Origin of the sequence: Enterocloster clostridioformis (genome assembly GCF_020297485.1) — a bacterium.
Classification (GTDB): domain Bacteria; phylum Bacillota; class Clostridia; order Lachnospirales; family Lachnospiraceae; genus Enterocloster; species Enterocloster clostridioformis.
This window is the reverse complement of the sequence record NZ_JAIWZC010000001.1, coordinates 917,147-939,803: the sequence shown is the minus strand read 5'-3', so window position 1 is coordinate 939,803 and position 22,657 is coordinate 917,147. Positions and strand designations below refer to the sequence as shown.

Genomic DNA, 22,657 nt, shown 5'->3' with positions numbered 1-22,657 from the left:
ACGCTTACGAGCCTGTGTCCCGTGCATTTGGGTATAAGGGGCCTTTTTCCTTTCCAATGGCCGAACAGGCCGCAGGAAAAATATATATTGCCGGGAAGGCAGTTAGTAAGGCACAAGGTCTGAAAGCCAGGCGGGAAACTGGCAATTTGCCACGTTCTGCGCCGGGAAGAACCCGGCGTGGATTTGCCCGGCACCCTTTTTATTATGATTTTGGAGGTATCCCCCATTGAACAAAATCAAAAATCTATTCCCGAAAATTTATGATTTTGAAAATCTTTTCGGTGCTTACAAAGATGGCATAAAACAAAAGCGTGACCGCCCGGACGTGATGGCGTACACGGAAAAGCTGGAAGAAAATCTGATCAATTTACAGAATGAATTTATTTGGCTTACTTATAAGGTGGGCCGGTATCGAATGTTTTTCGTGTATGAGCCGAAAAAGCGGCTGATCATGGCCCTAGACTTTAAAGACAGGGTGGCGCAACACGCTATTTACAGGCAGCTTAACCCGCTACTAGACAAGCAATTTATTTTCGACAGTTACGCCTGCCGGAAAGATAAAGGCACCCATAAGGCTGTGCAACGCTTACAATACTGGTTCCGCCAGACAGAGCAGAAGCCGGAACAATACTATTATCTGAAATTGGATATAAGCAAATACTTTTACCGCATTGACCATGAAGTTTTAATGGATATTCTGCGGGAGAAGATCGCAGACAAAGACCTGCTTTTCATTCTGGAAGGTATTGTGAATTGTGAAGATACTCATTTCGGTCTGCCGCTGGGTGCGGATATAGGGGACGTGCCTTTTGATGATCTTCTGGCAGAAGTTGGGCTGCCTATAGGAAATCTGACAAGCCAGATGTTTGCTAACCTGTATCTGGACCAGTTAGACCAGTTCTGTAAACACAAATTACGCCTGCGGTATTATATCCGCTATATGGACGATGTGATCATACTTCACCACAGCAAAAAGCACCTGGAGCGGGTGAAAAATGAAATGGCAGACTTCCTGGCAAAGCGTTTGCACTTACAACTGAATAACAAGACCTGTATACGCCCCACTTATATGGGTGCTGAATTTGTTGGCTTCCGTGTATGGTCTACCCATGTAAAACTGCGTAAGAAGACAGCCAAAAAGATGGTAAAACGCCTTCAATATGTCTTTGCGGCCTATCGCATGGGAGAAATAGACAAAGAGGGCATGGAACGCACGGTGGCTTCATACCGGGGCATTTTACAGCATTTCAACAGTCACGGCATGGCCCAGAAACTGAACGATATTTACAGACGGGAGGTGATGGAACATGACACAAATTGACTGGAATTTACTGTGGGAGCAGGTCAAAAGCCTGCTGGGGGTGCTGGCAGCGGCGGGCATTGTTATTGACATGACGCCGGAAATTAAGGTTCAGCCAGTCCGCTGGCTTCTGGGCTGGGTGGGGAAGCAGCTAAACCGGGATATGCAGTCAAAACTGGACAGCCTGGCGAAAGATTTTGAAGCGCACAAGGTTGACAGTTGGCGGTCTGAAATCCTGGACTTTGCTAATTCCTGTATGAACCGCAGGAAGCACACAAAGGAAGAGTTTGACCACATTATTTCCGTACACGATGACTACGCCAAGTATGTGGAGGAAAAGAAAATTGAAAACGGCCAGGTAAAACTGGCCTATGAGTACATAGCGGAATTATACCGCCATTGCTGTGAAAAAAACAGTTTTCTTGTGGTACGTCCAAGCGATGAAGAAGAGGAGGAATAGAAGGTGGTTATTTTATCGTTTATGGCAGGCTACCTGGCCTGCTTTATAACTATACTGGTACTTAATTCCAAGGCTGTTTCAAACGCCCGCAGGAAGCGCAGGAAAGAACGCCAGGAACACCCGGAAAAGAAGGTACAGGCCACAAAGGTGATTGTATTTTCTATCCTGGTGACTTACCACCTGGCCTTTTTGCTGGGCGTGTGGGTGGTGATCGTTAAAGACTTCTGCCAGCTTTCTGTATTACTAACCTTTGTAGGGTCTGTGTCCGTGCTGGCAGTGGCTTTCTATTGCTGGAAGTCCAAGGCGGAAAACCTTTTGAAAATCAAACAGGCGCTGCCGGATACCCCGGCCAGCTTGTCTGATTTTAGCAATATGAGTTCTCAATAAAAGAAAAGGAGGAAAACAAGTGGATGAAAAACTGAAAAAAGAGGTTGTACAGTCTGCCCAGGTCATTATTTTTGGGCAGGAAGGCAACTACGGTTCCGTAAATACAAACGATAACGGAGCCGTGAGCATTGGGAAAGTCCAGTGGCACGGCGGGCGGGCACTGAACCTTCTGAAAACAATCTGTGCGGCAGAAAGCAGGGCGGCTTCCATTCTGGGGGCTGCCCTTTATCGTGAGATCACAACGGCTACAAACTGGAACACCCGTACAGTAAACGCCCAGGAAAAAGCAGCGATCAGTAGTCTACTGGTGACAGACGCAGGCAAGAAAGCCCAGGACGATCTGGCGAAAAAGGACGTGACAGCCTATGTGGAACACGGGCTGAAAGTTGGCGTTTCTGACCCGGCAGCGCTGGTATACTTTGCTGATCTGGAAAACCAGGGCGGTGCTGGTGCGTCTGCCAGAGTGGCAGCGGCGGCAGTAAAACCCGTAACGCTGGATACGTTGCACAGCGCTGGCCTAGCTGATCGTGTCATGGGGAAATACAGTACCCGCAGAAAAAGCGTATACAACGCCGCCAGGGCGCTGAATTTTGCCAGCCAGCAGACAGGAGGTAAAACAATGACAGAACAGGAACTGCGCCAGCTTGTGGCGGACACCATTAACGCCTGGAAAGGCGGTACGAAGGGGAGCGCAAAGCACCTGGAAATCCTGGAAATTTATAACGGCCATACCCCGCTGGCCCGTGGCTACAAAGTACAGGTAAATGACGCTTACTGTGCAACTACAGTGAGCGCCGCATATATCAAAGCGGGAATTGCAGCATATACCGGGACGGAGTGCGGCGTACAGAAATTCATTGAACTGGCAATGACACTGGGGATTTGGACGGAAAATGACGCCCACCACCCTGGGCTGGGTGACGCCTGCGCCTATGACTGGCAGGATAATGGAGTGGGTGACAATACAGGCGCTGGCGATCACATCGGCATTGTGACGGAAGTATATGCAAGTTATTTCGTGGTCACGGAAGGCAATATGTCCGGCGGAAAAGTAGGCACCCGCAAGCTGGAATACAACGCCCGTTATATTCGTGGTTTTATTACCCCGGATTTTGCGGCTATCGCCAAGAAAATGGGCGGTACATCCGGCGGCACCACGGGCACCCAGAAGCCCACAGCACAGCAGGGGAATACCTACACTGTGAAGGCTGGGGACACGCTTTCCGGGATTGCGGCGAAGTACGGCACCACATACCAGGTTCTGGCGGCCTACAACGGCATTTCTGACCCGAACCGTATTTCCGTAGGGCAGGTTATTAAAATCCCCGGAAACGGCACCACAGCGGCGCAGAAACCCGCACAGCGCACCCATACTGTGCAGAAGGGTGAAAGCCTGTGGAATATCGCAGAAAAGCACCTGGGGAACGGAAACAGGTACAGAGAAATTAAATCACTGAACGGTCTGGGAAATGATACAATTTATCCCGGCCAGGTTCTGAAATTACCACAGTAAGAAAGAGAGGAAAAGAAGATGGATAAAATTATCATGCAGGCAATTACCCTGGGTGTTATGGTGGCGGCGTTTTTGGCCGGAAAGTATGTTTTCCCCAACATTCCCAAGAATGTGACCGATAAACTGAATGATCTGACCGCATGGGCGGGCAAGTTCGTGATCTGGGCCAGGGAGTTTATGAAGACTTCTACGGGTGAAGAGAAAATGACCGCCGTGGTGGAGAAGTTACAGGAGATCGCCAAGGAAGCCGGGCTGGAAGTGACAGAAGAGCAGTTAAGGGCAATCGCCCAGGCGGCATATGAAGCCATGAAGGCCGGGGAAGCCGCTGTGCCGGTCCAGGAAGCGCTGGTGCCGGAAACTGCCACCACGCCTGCCGCAACGGTTATTATTAACACTGCTGCCGCAAAGGTGACAGCCCCGGAGAGGGTGGCGGTTGCCACGGATGACGTGCCGGAAGACGCACTGGATGAGAACCAGGACGGCACGGTCAATGTATACGATGAAAACGGACAGAAGGCTGGCACTATGCCGAAAGAAGAGGCAGAAGCCATGGCCGTGGGTGTGGAAGTCATCGTGGAAGAAAAATAAGGCCGCCAGAACGCACCAGGCAGCCGCAGAGCAAAGGAAAAGCCCGTGGGTGGTATTTCTTACCGCCTGCGGGCTTTTTGCCGTTCCTAGGGGGCATGAACCCCGGCGGAACCGTGGAAAGATTAAGCAATACCATAAAGGCGGGAAGATTTACGGAAGGTCTTTAAGACCCCGCCGGGCGTCCCATCCGGCTGGGTGGTCCAGTGCTGCCGAAAACTGGAAAAGTCACTGCACAGACGCACCGTGATGGTTTTAGGGGTCTGCTTTACGATCTTCGCCACGTCCCACAGAAAGCCGTTCGCCTCTGCCAACTGGGTGCCTACTTTAATTTCTGCCGCTGTAATGATATTCATTGTAATACCTCCATAATTTTGATAAGTGGGGCAGCAGGAGCGCCGCCCCGGTGGTTGTTATGCTGTCAAACTGGGTGCCATGGAATACTGCCCCAGTGGGTAAACAGTTTCAGCGCCCCTGTATTCAGAAGCCTTCTGACTGATACGGCATTTTTGAACCTGCTTTCCATCTGTGATAGTAACAGTCTTTGCCGTCCTGGCGGTTACGATGTAAGTCCATACACATTCGTGATCACAAATACTTCTCATGCTATACTCTTTGCCAACTTCAAATTTTTTCATTTTCTATTCCCTCCATGTGGTTGTTTATTTCCTTTACCTTATGTCTATATTGTATACTTACGGAAGTATAAAGTCAAGGCGGAAATGTGCTGAAAAGTACATAAAGTTACGGAAGTATATTTGTGCAATATTTATACTTCCGTAAGTGAAAAAGATATGCTATACTGTAGGAAAAGAAATGGAGGGCTGACATTATGCCGGAAGAAGAAAAGAAGAAATACCCAATACCCAGGGGCGCAGCCGCCACCAGGGCAAAGAATAAGCACCGAAACGCCAACTATGACCGGGGAGAACTTGCACTGCCCAAAGGCATGAAAGCAGAAGTGCGGAAAGCGGCGAAGCAGGCGGGACAATCCTTTAACGCCTATGTTGAGCAGGCAATCAAAGAACGGTATAACCGGGACACCGGGGAAGAAATGACCTGGGAAAAGGCGGAAGATTTTGCCAAAACGGAGGATAACGAAAATGATTTGAACGCATAAAAGTTCCCGGAGGGCGTTGGCCTTCCGGGATTTCTTTTTATACTAACATAATAGCACCTACCGGTAACCTTGACAGTAAGACCAGCGCCGAGGTATTGGGGCTTATCAAGCGCACCAGCGCGGAGTTCCACCAAACCGTTGTGATGATTACCCACAATAACGACATTGCCCGCCTTGCAGACCGGATTATCCGTATTGAGGACGGCAAGATTGTGGATTAAGGAGGTGGCACGCTATGACATGGCCTTTTGAGAATGATACAAGCGCTATTACAAAAAAGCTGGCTAAAAACAGTTTGAAGTCCGGAAAAATGAGAAACCTTTTGATTATCCTAACGATCTCGCTTTCCATCGCATTAATGTCTGGACTGGCTCTCTATATAGCCTCCATGCAAACCGCAAATAGTCGGCAACTGGAAAATTTGCAGCAAGTATTTTTTTACGACATTACAGAACAGCAATGTGATACGCTTCGGCTGGACAGCCGCATTTCGGAAATGAGGGTTACAAAGTACGGCAAGCGTTCTGAAATTGAAAACTATGTAATCTGGCCGATGTATATTGAGCAATCCGAGGGAAAAATTCAAAGCGCAGAAATTTCCGAGGGACAATACCCATCGGCTGAAAACGAGATTGCCGTTGATGTGTCTTACTTAGAACGGATTGGAGAAAACCTTGAGATTGGTGATACAATTTCGTTTTCTTTTTATGACGGAACACAAGAATCCTTTGTACTTTCTGGTCTTACAGATACCGGCTCTACTTCTGATGTGTACCCGGTTTATTTCTCTGAACAATATGCGGAAACCGGAGGCCAACTGAAAGATACTTTGTTTGTAGCCGCTGCACAGATACAAGAAGCAAAAAGTATGACGGCAAATGAATTTCTTGATACCATTCATGCGATTGGAGCGGATTGCGGTATTGAACGACCGAGCATTGGTGAAAACAGTGCTTTTGTCCAGTCTTTGACCTTTAATCCGAAAAATATGCTTATTGCCGTTTGCATTGGCCTTGTAGTTCTATTTGCCGGCGTGGTGGTGATATACAGTATTTTCTATATCTCCATCATTAACCGTATTCAGTATTTTGGACAGTTAAGAACCATCGGAACCACTGGAAAACAGATTAAAAGAATCGTAAAACGGGAGGGTACTTTACTATTTTGTATAGGCGCGCCATCGGGGTTAGCCATGGGCTCAATTTTTGCGTGGATTCTCAATTCAGAGGGATGGTCATGGATAAACTTTCTCATTTGGGGTGCATTGATTATCTTAGCAGAGTATATCGCCGTTTTATATTCTATTAGTAAGCCTGCTAAAATTGCAAGTAAGGTATCACCTATTGAAGCATATAAAACAAAAGGAGTTTTGCAAAAATTCAAGACGCCTAAGCACCTGTTCAGGAGGATTACTCCTCTTTCGATGGCAAAAATGAACACTTCCCGCAACAGAAAAAAGTTCCTTATGACTTCTTTCTCTTTGGCAATCAGTGGAATTATCTTTATGGTTGGTTCTGCCTTTTTGACTTCCTTTAATCAGGAGGCTTATGCCAGAAATGGAATTATGGAACATGGCGAAGTTAGGATTTATTTATCAGAAAACGCTGCACAAGTGAATGAACAGGGATATGCAGGAATACAAGTCAACAATCCGCTCAATGATACTTTTGTGCGGGAAATTTCCCGGGTGAACGGAGTAAAAGAAATCATACCTTTTGAGAAGCTGTACTGCACATTTGAATATAATGGCCGTCGTGACGATGATTTTATTGTTCCCTTTACGGAAGAAGAATTTACTCATTTATCAAAGTATATTGAAACGCAAGACCGGAGCTATTTGGATATTGTAGAAAACAAGGAAATCTTTGTCTTAAAGAATGACGCTGTGGAAGAGATATACGGCTGGAAATTCCAGCCCGGCGACACTATAAAATTTGAATGGTTTGACGGCACAGAATACCGCGAAGATGTATTCTCCATTGGCGGTGAAATTACAAGTGAAAAAGCATACAGCAATCCAGAATGTTTTACTGCCCTCGGTGTATCTGGCTGGTTTATAATGCCTGACGAGCTCGTTCATACAATGCTGCCGGAAAGCTGCAATATCAATTCGGAAGTGCTTCTCTCGACAGAATGGGATTCCAAAGAGTCGGAAATCACGCAACAGTTGAAGGCAATTATTGCCAACGCAGATGATTTGCAAATGCGCACCTTGAGAGATTCTATCAATAGCAAGGCAGGAATGTATAACACGCTTTTTACTTCAATCATTGGCATTAGCATTTTTATCATGATGTTCAGCCTGATCAGCCTTATCAATACTCTGGTGACAAATATTATGACCCGCAAGCGGGAATTGTCGGTTTTACAGTCTATTGGCATGACAAAGCGGCAGCTCAATAACATGGTTCAGTATGAAGCCGGATTGATTGCTGTATGGAATATCATTATCACTCTGTTAGTAGGTGGATTTTTAGGGTTTATGCTTATTTGGGGACTGAACAGTATTGGCATGAATTATTTGCACTGGGCGTATCCGATATGGTTTGCACTCTTGTATGCGGTTGTTGTTCTTGTGATGCCAGTGATTATTACAAAGGCAGCAATCTATTTTCTCCAAAAGAAATCCATTGTGGAGAGATTGCGCGAAATTGAATAAACGATTGGAAATGTCCAAACAAGGTGGCACGCTATGACATGGCCTTTTGAGCATGATAGGGATATAGCGTAAGCAGCACTGATTTTATATTTTTTAATAAATCCGGTAAAGGCGCTAAATATGTGTCATTCAGCGCCTTTCTATACTTAAAGTTTATTTTCTCAGTACACCCTTCAAATACTTCGCAATTTCCTTCACCTGGCAGTTTTTGAAGAAATATTCCTGAAATTTCTCGCCGCTGATTGCGGCTTTTAAAACTTCCTGGTCAATGGTCTTTAAAATTGTCATAATATCTTTGTGGGTAATTTCCTTTATATTGTCTAAAATCTTCTTGTTTCTCTGTTAAATATTATTTTACCAGAAGGTTGGGTAGCCATATAACGATATCCGGGATATAGGTACACATTAGTAATACAATGATTAACGGTGCCAGGAACGGTATAATGGATCTATACAGCTTATCAAGCTTGATCTTAGCTACGTCGGATATGACGAACAGACATACACCAAAGGGCGGGGTTACCTGGCCAATCATCAGATTCAGTACCATGACAACTCCAAAGTGTACCAGATCAATATTCAGATCCTTGACAATAGGCAGCAGTACCGGAAGCATCAGGGTTAGGATTGCCCCTGGTTCCATGAACATACCCAGTATCAGAAGTACCACATTAATGATAAGCAGAATCACTTCAGGATTGCTGCTGATTCCCAGAATAAAGTCTGCAATAGCCTTGGAAGCCCCCTCCTTCACCAGTACATAAGTGAACAATGTGGAGGTTCCGATGATAAAAAGGGTGTTGGCAGAGGTGATAGCTGATTCCAGCAAACAGTTTTTGAATGCTTTCCAATCTATGGTGTGATATACCACCACTGCAATCACCAGGGAGTAGGCCACAGCGATGCTGGAAGCTTCCGTAGGAGTGAAGCTTCCAGAGGTGAATCCGGCCAGGATAATCAGTGGAGTGATCAGGGACAGGATGGAGCCAAAAAACTGCTTGATTAGCGCTATTATATCGAAAGGATGACGCTCAAACCTATATTTCACTGCAAAGATAAAAACCAGAACCATCAGGGCAACCCCCATGAGAAGGCCAGGCAGTACGCCGCCCATAAACAGCTTTGCCACACTGACACTGGCAGTAGCACCGTATATAATCAGCGGAATACTGGGAGGAAATATAGGCCCGATTACTGAGGAGGCTGCCGTTACCGCGCCGGAAAAATTATCCCGGTATCCATTCTTGGTCATAGCTTCCATCTCAATGGTGCCGAGGCCGCCAGCATCCGCAGCAGCGCTTCCTGACATGCCTGCGAAAATGATACTGGCCACAATATTGGCATGACCCAGGCCGCCTGGAATCCAGCCCACCAGTTCCTTGGCGAAACTGAAAATCTTGTCAGTAATCTTACCGGCGTTCATCAGGTTTCCTGCCAGGATAAACAGAGGGATGGCAATCAGCAGATAGGAGTCAACACCTGTTACCATCTTCTGGCCAATGACCATCAAAGGGTAATCCAGTACCAGACACCCCAGGACCGCACTGGCTCCGATGGAGATGCTGATGGGTACTCCTATCAGCAGTAATATTATAAAAGTGATGAAAAATATTGTCATTTTACCATCCCTCCTTTGCTGTTGTCCTCTGGTGTTTTAACCATAATCCGCTCCAGAAGCTGATAGATGGTTTTTACTGCAATGAATCCGCCTGCGATTGCCATAGGAAGAAAATGCCAGGCCTTCGATAAGAACTGCATAGTTGAAAAATGGCTGGTACTGTTGATCTTATACATGCCTGCGTAGGCCACGATCATGACAAGGCCCAGGCCCAGGCTGAAAATCTTGTTGATGAACCAGAATATGTTCTGCACATTCCTGGGAGCCCGTACATAGAGCATGTCCAGAGTGATCAGACGATCCTTGTCATAAAGTACAATGATGCCCAGAAATGCCATCCACATAAACAGGAATCCGCAGGCTTCCGTTGAAGCGCGGAAAGACTTGTTCAAGAAGTTGCGCAGACACAGCTCGTAGAGCATGATTCCTACAATGCCTGCCACCAGAAGCATTAGGACAGCGGAAACAATTTTCACGAAAATGTCTGTGATTTTCTTATATATATTCACTGTAATCACTCCCTTGAATTTAAGAGGGGCTGCATCCCGGGCGGGAGTGGAGCCCCTGTTTTATCAGTCAGTCTTATTATTTAGCTAAGATTTCATCCAGGATCTCCTGGTTGAACCAAGGCTCGTTGGCATAACGCGCATAGTATTCCTCGCCGCCCAGCTTATCCTTGAAACTTTGGATATCAGGATTTTCGTCAAACTCCACGCCCGCCTCTTTTAAAGTTTTGGTTGCAGTTTCATTATCAGAAGCGATGGTATCAAAGGAGTATTTGGCGGCAGCTTTAGCCTGTTCTTTTAAGATCTTCTGATATTCGGCTGGAAGCTTGTCGAATGAATCAGAGTTGACAGCCATAGTGCAGCCCATCCACATATAGTTGATAAAGCTGAAATACTTGATATCATCGTAGGTGGCATTGGCTACCAGATGATAGGTGGCATTGTCCTGGCCTTCTGCGGTGCCGTTGGAAAGTGCAATTGCCAGTTCGTTTAAAGCCAGGGCTACTGGGTTGGCGCCCAGGGTCTCCCAGCAGTCCAGATACATCTGGCTGGTGGGAACACGCAGCTTCAGTCCTTCTACATCAGCAGCAGTATGTACGGCTCGATTGGTGGTGGATACCTGACGCATTCCGTTGTCGCCCTCTGCCAAATAAACCAGGCCGGTGGAAGGAAGGTCTGCGAAGATCTTTTCACCGATTTTCCCGTTTACAACCTCGTAAGCCTGCTTTGCACTGTCAAAGATAAAGGGCAGATCCAGGATTTTGGCCTTGTCATAGAACTCTGTAAAACCGGAGGTCCCTGCAAAAATGATATCAATAGTACCCATACGCGTGGACTGAAGAGCTTCAGCATCGTTGCCCAGCTCACCGGAGTGGTACGCATCCAGGGTGATTTTGCCGCCGGAAGCCTCCTCGACCAGCTTTTTGTATTCGAGTATGGTCTTAGTAGGAACGGAATTTTCGTTACCGGGAGAATATAATGTCAGTGTAACAGGTTCTAATGCATCTGGATTGGATGCAGCTTCGCTGGATCCATCGGCAGGTTTGTCAGCTTCTGTAGCGGTAGTGGTGGAATCAGTAGTGCTCGCGTTTTTGTTTGATCCGCCGCAGCCTGCTAAGGACAGCACCATGGCAGTGGATAGAGCAATAGATAACATTTTTTTCATTGTAACCCTCCTGTAAGTAGTAAATTGTATGATTGTATGATGTCTGATGTACTAACAATATTATAACATGATAAGATTGGTTGTCTATGCATAAAAGATATAAAAATACCTGTATATTTTATGCGATATGCACAAAAACGTGTCAGCATAAAGACTCACATCCAACAGGCTAAAGCCCATAACAAAAAATCCCAGCGATATTGGCATCATTGCCATATCACTGGGATTCATTATTTTGTAGTGGATTTTTCCAGATCAGTTGCAATCAGGCTCAAATGTTCCTGCATATTTCGCTCGCCTGCCGCTGCATCTTTCGTCTTAAAGGCATCCAGAATCATCTGATGGGGAAGGATTGCATTTTCCGCATTCTGAGGGATATAGAAGGTTCTGCTTCGGAAATTCTTCATATTCTTTTCAACTTGCTTGCTGATGCTAATCAGCAGTTGGTTGCGGCTGTATTCCACAATATCAGCATGAAACTTCTCATCATAAATCACGATGTTGGGAACGTCCTTGTTATTCACTGCGGTGATGAACTTCTGGTGAAGACGTTCAAGATGGGCTACGTCCTCGTCGGAGCAGCGCTCTATGGCAAGACGCACGGACAGAGGTTCAATGGCCATACGGACTTCCAGAAAATCTTTAGTCTCTACCTCATGTTCTGTGAACCACTGCATAATGTCGTCCAGTTCCACTTCAGAAGTCCTTGCGGCAAATGTACCCTTGCCGGGTCTTAATTCCACATAGCCAGTGGCTTCCAGCATCCGGAAGGCTTCTCTCACAGTACCACGGCCCACTTCCAATTGTTCGCACAATTCTTTTTCCACAGGTAATTTATCTCCTACGGATACTTCACCGGAAAACAGATATTCTTTTATCTTTTCAACTACCTGCTGAACAACAGGAACCCGTTTTACTGACTCCATAAGAATCCCCCTTTATGTTATGTACTTTAATTGTCTTAGAGTAATACATCATACAATTTAATGTCTTTATATCCTAATACCAAAGCATGGTTTTGTCAATATGGAATCATTTAATAATGTTTGTAACTATTGACATATTTGAATGCGTCTGCTATTCTTTGGCTATATTGTATGATTGTATGATGTCGGTAAAACTATAACTTACTGATTGTATGGAGGAAAAACAAATGGATATTGCAAGTATGGAAAAAACTTGCCGGGCAGTACGCCGTGATATTATTAACATGACAGCCGATGCAGCATCTGGCCATCCGGGTGGGTCATTATCTGCTGTGGAAATTATTACGACCCTGTTTTTTGGAAAGATGAATATTGACCCAGCTAATCCAAAGAAGGCGGACAGAGACCGTTTTGTGCTGTCTAAAGGACATGCAGCGCCCTGTTACTATGCGGTACTGGGGGAGAAGGGCTTTTTTGACAAGGCGGAGTTTAAAAACTTTAGGCAGCTTCACAGTTTCCTTCAGGGCCACCCGGATGCTAAGAAATGTCCTGGTGTGGAGGCATCCACCGGATCTCTGGGACAGGGGATTTCCATTGCTGTCGGCATGGCTTTGGGTGCTAAGAAACTGGATCACAGCGGCGTTAAGGTCTATACGCTGCTGGGAGACGGGGAACTTCAGGAGGGGCAGGTGTGGGAGGCTTCCATGGCAGCTTCACATTATAAGCTGGACAATCTGACAGTTATTATTGACAACAATGGCCTTCAAATCGATGGTACGAATGACCAGGTAATGGGGCTGGGAGATTTAAATGCCAAGTTTACATCTTTTGGATTCTATGTTCTGGAGATAGATGGAAACGATGTGGAGGCTGTATCCAAGGCTCTTGACACAGAAACTGATGGCAGGCCAAAATGCATCATCGCACGGACAGTGAAAGGCAAAGGCGTGTCATTTATGGAGAACCAGGTGGGCTGGCATGGCAAAGCGCCTAGCGAATGGGAGCGTCAGCAGGCATTAAAGGAATTGGAGGATTAATCATGAGCGAGTTAAAAGCAATTCGCGCCGCCTATGGAGAGGCGCTGGCTGAATTAGGAGAGAAGAATAAAAAGGCAGTAGTGTTGGATTCGGATCTGGCTCATGCCACTATGACTGCTACATTTGCAGATAAATTCCCGGAACGTTTTTTCAATGCGGGAATTGCTGAGGCCAATATGGTAGATATGGCAGCGGGCCTTTCTACCATGGGATACATACCGTTTGCCAGCACATTTGCATTATTTGGCGCAGGCCGCGCCTACGATCAGGTGAGAAACGGCTGTGCATACCCCGATTTTAATGTGAAGCTGTGCATGACCCATGCCGGAATCACCCTGGGCGAAGACGGCGGCAGTCATCAGGCAATTGAGGACCTGGCTCTCATGCGGGTAATCCCCGGAATGACAGTGGTGGTTCCCTGTGATGCAGAGGAAACTCGCCGGGCCGTGATGGCGCTGGCAGATATGCAGGGACCTGCCTATCTGCGTCTGGCACGCCTGCCATCTCCTGTATTTGAGGAGAAGATGCCCTTTACAATCGGCAAGGCCAATGTGCTGAGAGAGGGCAAAGACGTAGTGGTATTTGCCTGCGGGATTATGGTTGCCACTGTACTTGAATGCGCTGAGAAGCTGGAAGCTGAGGGCATCTTCATAACAGTAGTCAATATGCATACCATCAAACCCATTGACAGGGATTGTATCATAAAATACGCAGGAAAATGCAGCAAGGTGGTGACTGTGGAGGAACATAGTGTCATTGGCGGTCTTGGGGACGCGGTGGGAGAAGTGCTGCTGGCAGAGGGCCGCGGTGTGAAATTTAAAAAGATAGGTGTAAATGATATCTTCGGTCAGTCTGGTAAACCTGAGGAATTGCTGGAGGAATATGGATTAAGTGAAAACCAGATTTACCGCCGTCTGAAAGAAGTGGCAGAGACTTGAGCTCTTGATTTTTTTTGAGAGCTTCGGCTTTTTTTATCAGTGTGGAACTATCATGAATGCTCAGGGCCTTAGCAGGAATCCTAATTCGGGAATTTGGGGAGACCTGCGGTGTAATTAATGTACTTTCTTTTCCTCTGATTCAGGAATTTATAGAGGAAAATTCAGCGTTCTCTGGGTGACGATGCGCGGGTTTATCCGGCGGCAGACGTATTAACCGGAGCAAAGGACTGCGGACAGACTACCGTGGTTGTAGGCGGTGGACTGGCGGGATGACAAACCGCGTTTTTTATTATGGTGTTCCAAGCCAAGTCGTTATCAGTACCGATTGACTGACTAAAGGACAGAAAAAAAATATTGAATTTCAGCATTTTCTCCAATGTTATTATTAACAATTTGAGTATATATTATATTGAATTTTTCTGTTCTCCATATTATTATTTTAGTAAAGTACATGATAAATGAGACAAGACAAAAATGATGGTGGCAGTCATGGTCCGGGAAAATTAGAAGGATATTCGGCTGTCCAACAGACGCCATTGTAAGTTTTTTACTTGAAAGATAAGGAGTTTATTAGAGACATGAAAAAAGAATACATTAATATGAATGTATTCGATGCATTGCAGAAGAGATTTGCGTTTTTGTTTCAGGAATTTAAAAATATTTATATCTCATTCAGTGGCGGCAAGGATAGTGGTGTTCTTTTGAATTTGCTGCTGGATTACCGGAATAAGTATGCTTCAGATCGTGTGATTGGCGTATTCCATCAGGATTTTGAGGCGCAGTATACCGTGACCACGGACTATATTACCCGCACTTTTAAGCGATTGGAAAACGAATCTGGCATAGACCTTTACTGGGTCTGCCTTCCCATGGCAACCAGGACAGCACTGAGTAGCTATGAGATGTATTGGTATCCTTGGGATGATACCAAACAGGATATATGGGTGCGTCCGATACCGGAGTATCCCTATGTCATTAATCTGACGAAGCCTTTTACCCACTATCGTTACAGGATGCATCAGGAAGATTTGGCAAAGCAGTTTGGCCGATTCTACAAGGAGGAGCATGGGAATGGCAGGACGGTCTGCCTGCTTGGTATGCGGGCGGATGAATCTCTGCAGCGGTACAGCGGATTTGTCAATAAGAAATACGGATATCAAAACGAGTGCTGGATTTCCAGGCAGTTTAAAGACGTATGGTGTGCTTCACCTTTATACGACTGGTCAAATTCTGACGTATGGTGCGCGAATTATCGCTTCGATTATGATTACAACAATTTATATGATCTGTATTATAAGGCAGGATTAAAAATAGACCAGATGCGGGTAGCATCGCCTTTTAATGATTACTCCAAAGACGCTTTGAATCTGTACCGGGTCATCGACCCGGAAATATGGACAAAACTGGTGGGGCGGGTGCGCGGAGCAAATTTTGGCGCTATTTATGGCAAGACAAAAGCGATGGGTTACCGCAGTATTACGTTACCGGAAGGTCATACCTGGAAATCCTACACTCAATTTTTGCTGGATACATTGCCTGCCCGGCTGCGGAATAATTATGTGAAAAAGTTTAACACCTCCATCCATTTCTGGCGTGAGACCGGAGGAGGGCTGCCGGAGGAAACAATCCGTGAGCTTGTGGAAAAGGGATATCATATACGGAGGAATGGTATCTCTAACTATACAATCAATAAAAATTCCCGTATTATTTTTCTTGGACCGATTCCCGATCATACCGATGATATCAAAAGCACGAAAGATATACCAAGCTGGAAACGGATGTGCTACTGTATTCTGAAAAATGACCATACCTGTCGGTTTATGGGGTTTGGGCTTACGCGGCAGCAACAAAAACGTGTGGATATTATTAGACGCAAGTACGGAGGGATGATAGATGGTAAATAAGGAATTCAGAAGCCCGGTATACCATATCATTGCGGTACCATTTGAAAACATTGTACCCAATACATATAACCCGAACAACGTGGCCCCACCGGAAATGCGGTTGTTGTACGACAGCATCAAGGAGGACGGTTATACTATGCCGATTGTCTGTTATTATGCAAAAGGCAGTGATAAGTATGTGATTGTAGATGGCTTTCATCGTTGGCGGGTGATGCGGGATTACCCGGATATTTATGAGCGTGAGAAGGGGATGATGCCGGTTTCGATAATCGATAAGCCGCTGTCCGACCGTATGGCCAGTACCATCCGGCATAACCGCGCCCGTGGAATACATGATGTGGACTTAATGAGTAATATCATTAAGGAACTGCACGAGTTAGGACGTTCTGACGCGTGGATTTCCAAACACCTGGGGATGGACCGGGATGAGATTTTGAGGCTCAAGCAGATTACTGGCCTGGCTGCCCTGTTCCGCGATGTGAAGTTTGGGCAGGCATGGCTGCCTGGGGAGGATGCGGTTCCGGCCGAAGAGGCTTCCGGTAGTGGGAAAACGCATACACCTTAGGAAATAATTAATAAATTCTTTAGCATTAAATAATACAATAATTCTACAGACCCAATATAATGTTAGAGGGGATAAATATCATGGAACATGTGTGGATTGAATTGCGGGCTTTGTCCCATGTTTTTGAATAAAAACTGCCCCGGCTGCGGCCGCGGTGAAGGAAACCAGGCATGGGAAGAATACTGGACATGCTCCTGTCCGTTATTTGTCAGAGACAAACAGCAATAAAAAGGATTGAGAAAAGCAAAACTGAAAGGAATATTTATATGAAGTACACGTGTATGCTTATTTCGGTGGCCGACATTAATGCTGCAAAAAAATTTTATGAGGATTTGTTTGGATTGGAAGTATTTCAGGATTACGGAAGAAACATCGCTTTTACCTGCGGCCTGGCATTGCAGCAGGATTTTGACTGGCTTGTGAATCTGCCGAAAGAAAAGGTATTAAAGAAATCCAACAATGCGGAAATTGTCTTTGAGGAACAGGACTTTGACGGCTTTCTGAACAAATTGAAAAAATACCCGGACATTGAATATCTGGGAGAAGTTATCGAGCATAGTTGGGGCCAGCGGGTTATTCGGTTTTACGATTTAGACGGACATATCATAGAGGTTGGGGAGGATATGAAAATGGTGATAAAGCGTTTTCTTGCCTCTGGCATGACTATGGAAGAAGTCTCTGTGAAAATGGATGCTTCCATGGAGGATTTGACAAAACTTCTGAATCGTTAATACGCTGTGGATGAATAAGCAAATATGGATTTGTAAGTCACATTATAACTCAGATTTTTTGCAAATAAATTTTGGTTTCCCTTTTCAAAAGCTTTGTAACCAGATGATTGAAACCGATGGAGGAAACGTATATGGATATTCAGAAAATTATCAGCTTAGTAACAAAGACGCAGGGGTTAATAAAGAACCGTGAAATGGCCGCTCATGTGAAGGAGAAGGGTCTTGCAGACTATGTAACGCAGGTAGATATTGCCGTGCAAAATTTCTTAAAGAAGGAACTGTTTGCCCTTGCACCGAATATTCAATTTCTTGGAGAGGAAACCGGATTACAGGAAATAAAAGGGGATAGCTTTTGGATTTTAGACCCGGTTGACGGGACTACAAACCTTATGCACGACTATCAGCACAGCGTTGTATCTTTAGCCCTCTGCCGCCAGGGGGAAATTGTTATGGGAATTGTATACGATCCCTTCCGTGAAGAAGTGTTTTCAGCGATTAAGGGAAAGGGCAGTTTTCTAAATGGACACCCCATACATGTATCAAACGCAGAAAAACTATCCGATACAATGATTGGGCTGGGAACAGCAAAAAGAGAGCTGGCCGATGAAAACTTTGCCCGGTTCCGCAGGGTGTTTGGTCAGTGCCAGGATGTCCGCAGGATTGGATCTGCCGCTCTGGAACTGGCATATACCGCCTGCGGCAGACAGGGAGGCTATTTCGAGATATACCTTAATCCCTGGGATTATGCTGCCGGTATGCTTTTAATTCAGGAGGCTGGCGGTCAGGTAACTGATTTTATGGGGAAACCGCTTGATCCGAAAAAGGGCAGCAGCGTAGCGGGAACAAACGGATGTATTCATGTTGAGCTGTTAAAGCTGCTGTAAGCCATATGTTCCCTTTTCAGAAATTGTAGAGAAAATTTAAATCCGGAATTGAAAAGCGGAAAATTATAGAAGTTAAAAAGGGAAGGATAGAATGAAAAAAATTAGTCGGGAAGCAGAACAGATAATGATTGAGCGTTTCGGAAAAGACACAATAATAGCATTGGCAACAACGGAAAATGAAACGCCTTATGTGCGATATGTAAATGCCTATTACGAAAATGGTGCATTTTATATCATTACATACGCACTCTCAAATAAAATGAAACATATAAAGGATAACCCTGTTGTTGCAATCGCCGGCGAGTGGTTTACAGCGCATGGGAAAGGCGTCAGCCTGGGGTATTTCGGAAAAAAAGAGAATTGTATAATTGCTGAAAAGCTGAAAAATGTCTTTGCGGAGTGGATTGATAATGGACATAATAATTTCGATGATGAAAATACCGTTATTCTATGTGTAGAATTAACAGATGGCCTGTTACTCTCGCATGGTGCTAGATATGAGTTTTAGCCATTTAAATTCAACTGGTGGTTTTGAAATTGATTTTCAAGCCGCCTTTTTATTTTCATTGATTTTGATAAATTCTGCCGTTTAAGTAATGCGGTATTAAGCGAAACAGGAGGCTCCGGCCTCGGGCTTGCTTACCATACAAAGGTGGTGATTATCTTGAAAATTCGCAGCGAATTTACTTGTCCGTTAGAATTGGTTCACGATATGGTAAAGGGCAAATGGAAACTTATTATAATTTTTAATTTGAGGAAAGGCTCTTGCTCATTTTCTGGTTTGTTACATAGCATTGAGGGAATAAGTCAAAAAATGCTTTTGGAGCAACTGAATGAATTAAAACAGTTTGGCTTGGTCGAGAAAAAATCCTACGCTGGTTATCCTCTCAAAGTAACATATTTTCTAACCGCTATGGGCCTAAAAATGCTATCAGCGATTGAGATAATGCAAGGCATTGGTATAGAATATATGGTAAAACACGGAATGTCAGAAATTCTTGATGAAAAAGGAATTTGTTATTGACGCTATACACAAAAAAGTAAGTAATTTACTTGCTGGCGGCTTTCGTGTATTATTTTATCAAACAGAAATGTAGAAGGGATTTGATAAAATGAATACTGCATTAGTAATAATTGACATTCAAAATGACTATTTTCCACAAGGGAAATGTGAGCTTTTTCAATCAGAACAGGCACTAAAGGTCACAAAAAGATTGCTGGAACATTTTAGAGAAAGGAAACTCCCCATTTTTTATGTACAACACATATCATCAGAGGGCGCAGCTTTTTTTCTTCCAAATACGAAAGGCGTTCAACTTCACAAGGAGATAGAACCTTTAAGTTCAGAATATATTATTGTAAAGCATACGCCTAATAGCTTTCATGAAACAACATTGCAAGAAAAATTAACCTCATTGTCAATAAAAAATTTGGTAATGTGTGGTATGATGACACATATGTGTGTAGATACGACTGTGAGAGCAGCAAAAGACCTTGGTCATTTGGTTACTCTCATATCTGACGCTTGTGCAACAAAAGACCTAGAATGGAACGGCCGAAAGCTGCCTGCAAGTCTTATCAATGATGTATACATGGCTTCACTGAATGGTAAATTTGCAACGGTTATGTCAAGTACAGATTATTTGCTGTAAATGCCACGTCAATCCAGACTGTCACGATTGTACCTTTTCCATCAAAAACAGCGTCCTATCGAGTGACAGGACGCAGGAAACAGCACCCGCTGCTGTGACACAAAACGGAAAGCAGCGTCTTTGATTTCTCAAAACAGCCGTTTTATGTTGCTGCACAAATAGCATTTTCTTTTTTGTTAATCCTCACTAATCTCCATCATTATGTGGACGCTTTTTGGGATTCTTTTTATCATTGTATTTTTTCATAATAACCATTTTTAGTAAGCCAACGACAATCAAAACCGCGGCAATGATAATCCACCAGTATTGCTCCATAACCTACTTCACCCCCTTTCAGTTGTCTTAAATCATCTGCCCCGTCCTATGCAGAATGGAGAAGTTCATTATCCTGCCAGCTTCTGAAACAGACGTTTTGTAAGGAAATAATACCAGATTAAAGCTGCCGCCAAAGCCATGGGAAAATAAAGAACCGCCTCATTCTGTACGGCTTTAGCTGCCCAAAATGATGGAAGGAAGCCAACCGCAAACTGGCAGTAACTATCAATCAAGAATGGGGCTGGTATTCCTAGTAATGTAAGTGCAGCCAGTTTTGTAACTGCCATTCCCTCCAGTTTATTAGCTGAAAGGGTAATGATCATCAGGGCTACCATAATAGCCTGGACCGCCCCTAAAACGGACAAGCCTAAAACCATGATGACGGACCGTTTTTCCAATGAAAAGATTAACATCACAATAAATGTAACAACCGTTGACAGAATTGCAGGTATTCCAAGCCTTGAAAAAATATATCCTGATTTTCCAAGCGGAGTTATTGAAAAATACCTGGAAACTTTATCATCAATTTCTTCTAAGGTAATCATGGCAAAAGCAAAACAAAGAAGCACTGGCGCCATGATAGAAAGAAATAAGTCAAACATCGGATAATAGGGCTGTAAAGAAAATTTTGCCGCTTTTTCTATCAATGGGATTCCAAATTTAATAAGGGCGCCAACCAGAAACGGGGTGAAACAAGCTGCAAGCATCATGGGATCCTTTTTTATCTGTTGGAATACCTGCCCTATGCTGTTAAATACCTTTTTCATATCTTCACACCTCCAATACTCCGCCACATTTTTGATACCATTTTATGTGCTGCCGGATATAATACAAAATTTGCTGCAAGAACCAGAACCAAATCCAAAAACGGGTTCTGGCTGTACCCTGTTATTAAATTCATGCAGGCCATAAATGGAAAGAACCGTAAAATTTCCGGCAGGTCTGTAAATAATCCTGCAATGGGCGGAGCAAAGCATAAAATCTCAATGGGCATAATTACAATTAAAAACTGATTCAGGTTCGCAATCTTCGTGGCAGCCATGATACCGAGCATAGTAAAAATCGATGATGTTAATGCTGTCCCGATTATGATACCTGATAGGTTCTTATTTCCTGCCGCAATTCCCAGTATCAATGCGACTACACAGGATATAAACATCAGTGAAAATACCTTGGCAAGGATGTACTCGGATACTTTTGCCGGCGATATGGCAATCGCATGGAGTACCTTTTGACTTTTTTCAAGTAAAACAATCGCTCCCATGAAGAACAGCCCCATGGCCGCCGGATCGGAATAAATCATAATGGCGGCTGCATTGTGTTTCCAGTTATCCGGTAAAGCTGTAATGCCGAAGATATAAATCACGGTCAAAACAAAATAAATAAAGTAAAAGCCATATTTCCATTGGAAGTGAATATCGCCGCGGACTAATCTTCTTAATTTCATTGCAGCGTCCTCCCTGTTATATCCACGAAAATATCATTTAATGTCGGCTCACTGCTGTGGACAGAGCGAAGACTATTGCTTCGGATAAGTTCATTTAGCCGTTTATCATCCGCAGTTTGTGTAAGCATGCATTCACCCGTCTTTTCTCCATTTTCAAAATAGGCGTACCGGATTTTAGCGGCACCTCTTGACATGATAAGATTATGAGGGGTATCCAGGGCGCTGACCTTTCCTGATACGATAAAAGCAACCTGATCGCACAGTTCAGTTGCGTCAAACATATTGTGCGTGGTAATAATAATCGTCTTCCCGCGTTTTTTCTCGGCAAGGATAATATCTTTCATGAGCCTGCTGTTGGTAGGATCAAGGCCGCTGGTGGGTTCATCAAGAAAAAGAATATCCGGATTGTGGACCAGGGCTTTTATAAAGTTCAGCCTGGAACGCATACCTTTTGAAAAATCGGAAACCTTTTTATCACCGTCATTTTCCAGCCCCACCATTCTTAAAAGTTCTTCAGTGGAACGGAGCGGCCGGTCATACAGGGAACCAAAGTATTTCAGATTTTCGCGTGCGGTGAATTTCTCATAACAGGTGGAAAACTCAAAATCAACGCCGATACGCTCGTAAAATCTGTTAGTCCTTTCGCGGATTTCCGTTCCAGCTACTTTGACACTCCCTTTATATCTTGTGTTAAGACCGGTCAGGACTTTTTGTATGGTTGATTTACCGGCGCCTGATGGCCCCAGAAAACCGAAGATTTCCCCCCGTCCTACGTGAAAACTCACATTTTCGACAAAAGGCTTGTTTGTGTAGCTGAAACATAATTTGTTGACTTCAATCATTTTTACTTCCTCCTTTTTGGATATATGACGATTTATAAAATATAGTCACATGACGATTAAAAAAATGTTTGGCTACCTGTCAGCCAAATAACCAAACAAGTGC

The 22,657-nt window shown here is 44.5% G+C and carries 27 protein-coding genes and 2 pseudogenes; 18 read left to right on the top strand and 11 right to left on the bottom strand.

Going from position 1 to position 22,657, the window contains the following annotated elements; translation table 11 throughout:
• Nucleotides 1-226 precede the first annotated feature (226 nt).
• Genes LA360_RS04570 through LA360_RS04550 form a run of 5 tightly spaced genes read left to right on the top strand, consistent with a single transcriptional unit; the run spans nt 227 to nt 4,248 of the window.
• The gene (locus tag LA360_RS04570; protein ID WP_055176001.1) at nt 227-1,321 is read left to right on the top strand and encodes an RNA-directed DNA polymerase; all 1,095 of its coding nucleotides are present in this window, start codon (nt 227-229) and stop codon (nt 1,319-1,321) included.
• Nucleotides 1,308-1,760, top strand: a complete 453-nt coding sequence (locus tag LA360_RS04565; RefSeq protein WP_055175999.1) for a hypothetical protein — start codon at nt 1,308-1,310, stop codon at nt 1,758-1,760. The genes LA360_RS04570 and LA360_RS04565 overlap by 14 nt, the downstream gene beginning before the upstream one ends.
• A 3-nt stretch (nt 1,761-1,763) precedes the next feature.
• Nucleotides 1,764-2,147, top strand: a complete 384-nt coding sequence (locus LA360_RS04560) for a hypothetical protein (RefSeq protein WP_055175996.1) — start codon at nt 1,764-1,766, stop codon at nt 2,145-2,147.
• Between the two features lie 19 nt (nt 2,148-2,166).
• Entirely contained in the window at nt 2,167-3,660 is a 1,494-nt protein-coding gene (locus LA360_RS29925; RefSeq protein ID WP_112482672.1) for a LysM peptidoglycan-binding domain-containing protein, read from the top strand.
• An 18-nt stretch (nt 3,661-3,678) separates the two neighbouring features.
• Entirely contained in the window at nt 3,679-4,248 is a 570-nt protein-coding gene (locus LA360_RS04550) for a phage holin, LLH family (RefSeq protein WP_112482670.1), read from the top strand.
• A 122-nt stretch (nt 4,249-4,370) separates the two neighbouring features.
• On the opposite strand, the gene LA360_RS04545 is transcribed toward LA360_RS04550, so the two are convergent.
• Both LA360_RS04545 and LA360_RS04540 read right to left on the bottom strand, forming a co-directional pair.
• On the bottom strand, nt 4,371-4,601 hold the full coding sequence (locus LA360_RS04545; protein WP_055175987.1) for a hypothetical protein: 231 nt from the start codon (nt 4,599-4,601) through the stop codon (nt 4,371-4,373).
• A 57-nt stretch (nt 4,602-4,658) separates the two neighbouring features.
• The gene (locus tag LA360_RS04540) at nt 4,659-4,883 is read right to left on the bottom strand and encodes a hypothetical protein (protein ID WP_055175984.1); all 225 of its coding nucleotides are present in this window, start codon (nt 4,881-4,883) and stop codon (nt 4,659-4,661) included.
• A gap of 194 nt (nt 4,884-5,077) precedes the next feature.
• Between LA360_RS04540 and LA360_RS04535 the strand changes: the two genes are divergently transcribed.
• From LA360_RS04535 to LA360_RS04525, 3 genes and pseudogenes are all read left to right on the top strand, one after another.
• The gene (locus LA360_RS04535) at nt 5,078-5,365 is read left to right on the top strand and encodes a transcriptional regulator (RefSeq protein ID WP_112482668.1); all 288 of its coding nucleotides are present in this window, start codon (nt 5,078-5,080) and stop codon (nt 5,363-5,365) included.
• A gap of 56 nt (nt 5,366-5,421) precedes the next feature.
• A pseudogene (locus tag LA360_RS04530) lies at nt 5,422-5,586 on the top strand (ABC transporter ATP-binding protein); the annotation flags it as partial.
• A 14-nt stretch (nt 5,587-5,600) separates the two neighbouring features.
• Nucleotides 5,601-8,024, top strand: a complete 2,424-nt coding sequence (locus LA360_RS04525; protein ID WP_089774735.1) for an ABC transporter permease — start codon at nt 5,601-5,603, stop codon at nt 8,022-8,024.
• A 153-nt stretch (nt 8,025-8,177) separates the two neighbouring features.
• Here LA360_RS04525 and LA360_RS04520 read toward each other — a convergent pair whose 3' ends face one another.
• From LA360_RS04520 to LA360_RS04500, 5 genes are all read right to left on the bottom strand, one after another.
• Nucleotides 8,178-8,330, bottom strand: a complete 153-nt coding sequence (locus LA360_RS04520) for a hypothetical protein (RefSeq protein WP_316110905.1) — start codon at nt 8,328-8,330, stop codon at nt 8,178-8,180.
• 43 nt (nt 8,331-8,373) lie between these two features.
• A complete protein-coding gene (locus LA360_RS04515; protein WP_022202513.1) occupies nt 8,374-9,642 on the bottom strand; it encodes a TRAP transporter large permease in 1,269 nt (422 codons plus the stop codon).
• Nucleotides 9,639-10,151 (bottom strand): TRAP transporter small permease, encoded by a 513-nt coding sequence (locus LA360_RS04510; RefSeq protein WP_002583510.1) that lies wholly within the window; start codon nt 10,149-10,151, stop codon nt 9,639-9,641. Before LA360_RS04510 ends, LA360_RS04515 begins: the two co-directional genes overlap by 4 nt.
• Nucleotides 10,152-10,227: 76 nt before the next feature.
• On the bottom strand, nt 10,228-11,313 hold the full coding sequence (locus LA360_RS04505; RefSeq protein ID WP_089774732.1) for a TRAP transporter substrate-binding protein: 1,086 nt from the start codon (nt 11,311-11,313) through the stop codon (nt 10,228-10,230).
• A gap of 230 nt (nt 11,314-11,543) precedes the next feature.
• The gene (locus LA360_RS04500) at nt 11,544-12,239 is read right to left on the bottom strand and encodes a FadR/GntR family transcriptional regulator (protein WP_022202516.1); all 696 of its coding nucleotides are present in this window, start codon (nt 12,237-12,239) and stop codon (nt 11,544-11,546) included.
• 227 nt (nt 12,240-12,466) lie between these two features.
• Here LA360_RS04500 and LA360_RS04495 point away from each other — a divergent pair, with 227 nt between their 5' ends.
• From LA360_RS04495 to LA360_RS04450, 10 genes and pseudogenes are all read left to right on the top strand, one after another.
• Nucleotides 12,467-13,276, top strand: a complete 810-nt coding sequence (locus tag LA360_RS04495; protein WP_022202517.1) for a transketolase — start codon at nt 12,467-12,469, stop codon at nt 13,274-13,276.
• A gap of 2 nt (nt 13,277-13,278) precedes the next feature.
• Complete coding sequence (locus tag LA360_RS04490) at nt 13,279-14,214, top strand: transketolase family protein (RefSeq protein WP_022202518.1); 936 nt, start codon at nt 13,279-13,281, stop codon at nt 14,212-14,214.
• 578 nt (nt 14,215-14,792) lie between these two features.
• Entirely contained in the window at nt 14,793-16,118 is a 1,326-nt protein-coding gene (locus tag LA360_RS04485; protein WP_022202519.1) for a phosphoadenosine phosphosulfate reductase, read from the top strand.
• A complete protein-coding gene (locus LA360_RS04480; RefSeq protein ID WP_022202520.1) occupies nt 16,108-16,683 on the top strand; it encodes an IbrB-like domain-containing protein in 576 nt (191 codons plus the stop codon). The genes LA360_RS04485 and LA360_RS04480 overlap by 11 nt, the downstream gene beginning before the upstream one ends.
• 87 nt (nt 16,684-16,770) lie before the next feature.
• A pseudogene (locus LA360_RS31800) lies at nt 16,771-16,851 on the top strand (DUF3795 domain-containing protein); the annotation flags it as partial.
• Nucleotides 16,852-16,949: 98 nt separating this feature from the next.
• Nucleotides 16,950-17,414, top strand: a complete 465-nt coding sequence (locus LA360_RS04470; protein ID WP_022202521.1) for a VOC family protein — start codon at nt 16,950-16,952, stop codon at nt 17,412-17,414.
• Between the two features lie 131 nt (nt 17,415-17,545).
• On the top strand, nt 17,546-18,298 hold the full coding sequence (locus LA360_RS04465; RefSeq protein ID WP_002583505.1) for an inositol monophosphatase family protein: 753 nt from the start codon (nt 17,546-17,548) through the stop codon (nt 18,296-18,298).
• Nucleotides 18,299-18,389: 91 nt separating this feature from the next.
• Entirely contained in the window at nt 18,390-18,806 is a 417-nt protein-coding gene (locus LA360_RS04460; protein ID WP_002583504.1) for a pyridoxamine 5'-phosphate oxidase family protein, read from the top strand.
• Nucleotides 18,807-18,962: 156 nt separating this feature from the next.
• The gene (locus LA360_RS04455; RefSeq protein ID WP_057572140.1) at nt 18,963-19,322 is read left to right on the top strand and encodes a winged helix-turn-helix transcriptional regulator; all 360 of its coding nucleotides are present in this window, start codon (nt 18,963-18,965) and stop codon (nt 19,320-19,322) included.
• Nucleotides 19,323-19,410: 88 nt separating this feature from the next.
• Nucleotides 19,411-19,950: a cysteine hydrolase family protein gene (locus LA360_RS04450; RefSeq protein WP_022202522.1), complete on the top strand. Its 540-nt coding sequence runs from the start codon at nt 19,411-19,413 to the stop codon at nt 19,948-19,950.
• Between the two features lie 186 nt (nt 19,951-20,136).
• Here LA360_RS04450 and LA360_RS29510 read toward each other — a convergent pair whose 3' ends face one another.
• The 4 genes from LA360_RS29510 to LA360_RS04435 all read right to left on the bottom strand — a co-directional run bounded on the left by LA360_RS29510 (nt 20,137) and on the right by LA360_RS04435 (nt 22,554).
• A complete protein-coding gene (locus LA360_RS29510) occupies nt 20,137-20,265 on the bottom strand; it encodes a hypothetical protein (protein ID WP_263870212.1) in 129 nt (42 codons plus the stop codon).
• 68 nt (nt 20,266-20,333) lie between these two features.
• A complete protein-coding gene (locus LA360_RS04445; protein ID WP_009299138.1) occupies nt 20,334-21,032 on the bottom strand; it encodes a hypothetical protein in 699 nt (232 codons plus the stop codon).
• Nucleotides 21,029-21,712, bottom strand: coding sequence for a fluoroquinolone export ABC transporter permease subunit (locus LA360_RS04440; RefSeq protein WP_022202523.1), 684 nt, complete (start codon nt 21,710-21,712; stop codon nt 21,029-21,031). Before LA360_RS04440 ends, LA360_RS04445 begins: the two co-directional genes overlap by 4 nt.
• Nucleotides 21,709-22,554 (bottom strand): ABC transporter ATP-binding protein, encoded by an 846-nt coding sequence (locus LA360_RS04435; protein WP_057572136.1) that lies wholly within the window; start codon nt 22,552-22,554, stop codon nt 21,709-21,711. The genes LA360_RS04440 and LA360_RS04435 overlap by 4 nt, the downstream gene beginning before the upstream one ends.
• Nucleotides 22,555-22,657: the final 103 nt, after the last annotated feature.

Bases quoted from the DNA above. Each gene is read 5' to 3' on its own strand.
- LA360_RS04540 (WP_055175984.1), bottom strand. From the start codon at position 4,883: ATGAAAAAATTTGAAGTTGGCAAAGAGTATAGCATGAGAAGTATTTGT.
- LA360_RS04460 (WP_002583504.1), top strand. From the start codon at position 18,390: ATGAAAAAAATTAGTCGGGAAGCAGAACAGATAATGATTGAGCGTTTC.
- LA360_RS04445 (WP_009299138.1), bottom strand. From the start codon at position 21,032: ATGAAAAAGGTATTTAACAGCATAGGGCAGGTATTCCAACAGATAAAA.
- LA360_RS04485 (WP_022202519.1), top strand. From the start codon at position 14,793: ATGAAAAAAGAATACATTAATATGAATGTATTCGATGCATTGCAGAAG.
- LA360_RS29510 (WP_263870212.1), bottom strand. From the start codon at position 20,265: ATGGAGCAATACTGGTGGATTATCATTGCCGCGGTTTTGATTGTCGTT.
- LA360_RS04495 (WP_022202517.1), top strand. From the start codon at position 12,467: ATGGATATTGCAAGTATGGAAAAAACTTGCCGGGCAGTACGCCGTGAT.
- LA360_RS04440 (WP_022202523.1), bottom strand. From the start codon at position 21,712: ATGAAATTAAGAAGATTAGTCCGCGGCGATATTCACTTCCAATGGAAA.
- LA360_RS04550 (WP_112482670.1), top strand. From the start codon at position 3,679: ATGGATAAAATTATCATGCAGGCAATTACCCTGGGTGTTATGGTGGCG.
- LA360_RS04450 (WP_022202522.1), top strand. From the start codon at position 19,411: ATGAATACTGCATTAGTAATAATTGACATTCAAAATGACTATTTTCCA.
- LA360_RS04525 (WP_089774735.1), top strand. From the start codon at position 5,601: ATGACATGGCCTTTTGAGAATGATACAAGCGCTATTACAAAAAAGCTG.
- LA360_RS04500 (WP_022202516.1), bottom strand. From the start codon at position 12,239: ATGGAGTCAGTAAAACGGGTTCCTGTTGTTCAGCAGGTAGTTGAAAAG.
- LA360_RS04545 (WP_055175987.1), bottom strand. From the start codon at position 4,601: ATGAATATCATTACAGCGGCAGAAATTAAAGTAGGCACCCAGTTGGCA.
- LA360_RS04470 (WP_022202521.1), top strand. From the start codon at position 16,950: ATGAAGTACACGTGTATGCTTATTTCGGTGGCCGACATTAATGCTGCA.
- LA360_RS04435 (WP_057572136.1), bottom strand. From the start codon at position 22,554: ATGATTGAAGTCAACAAATTATGTTTCAGCTACACAAACAAGCCTTTT.
- LA360_RS04465 (WP_002583505.1), top strand. From the start codon at position 17,546: ATGGATATTCAGAAAATTATCAGCTTAGTAACAAAGACGCAGGGGTTA.
- LA360_RS04480 (WP_022202520.1), top strand. From the start codon at position 16,108: ATGGTAAATAAGGAATTCAGAAGCCCGGTATACCATATCATTGCGGTA.
- LA360_RS04505 (WP_089774732.1), bottom strand. From the start codon at position 11,313: ATGAAAAAAATGTTATCTATTGCTCTATCCACTGCCATGGTGCTGTCC.
- LA360_RS04535 (WP_112482668.1), top strand. From the start codon at position 5,078: ATGCCGGAAGAAGAAAAGAAGAAATACCCAATACCCAGGGGCGCAGCC.
- LA360_RS04565 (WP_055175999.1), top strand. From the start codon at position 1,308: ATGACACAAATTGACTGGAATTTACTGTGGGAGCAGGTCAAAAGCCTG.
- LA360_RS04490 (WP_022202518.1), top strand. From the start codon at position 13,279: ATGAGCGAGTTAAAAGCAATTCGCGCCGCCTATGGAGAGGCGCTGGCT.
- LA360_RS04515 (WP_022202513.1), bottom strand. From the start codon at position 9,642: ATGACAATATTTTTCATCACTTTTATAATATTACTGCTGATAGGAGTA.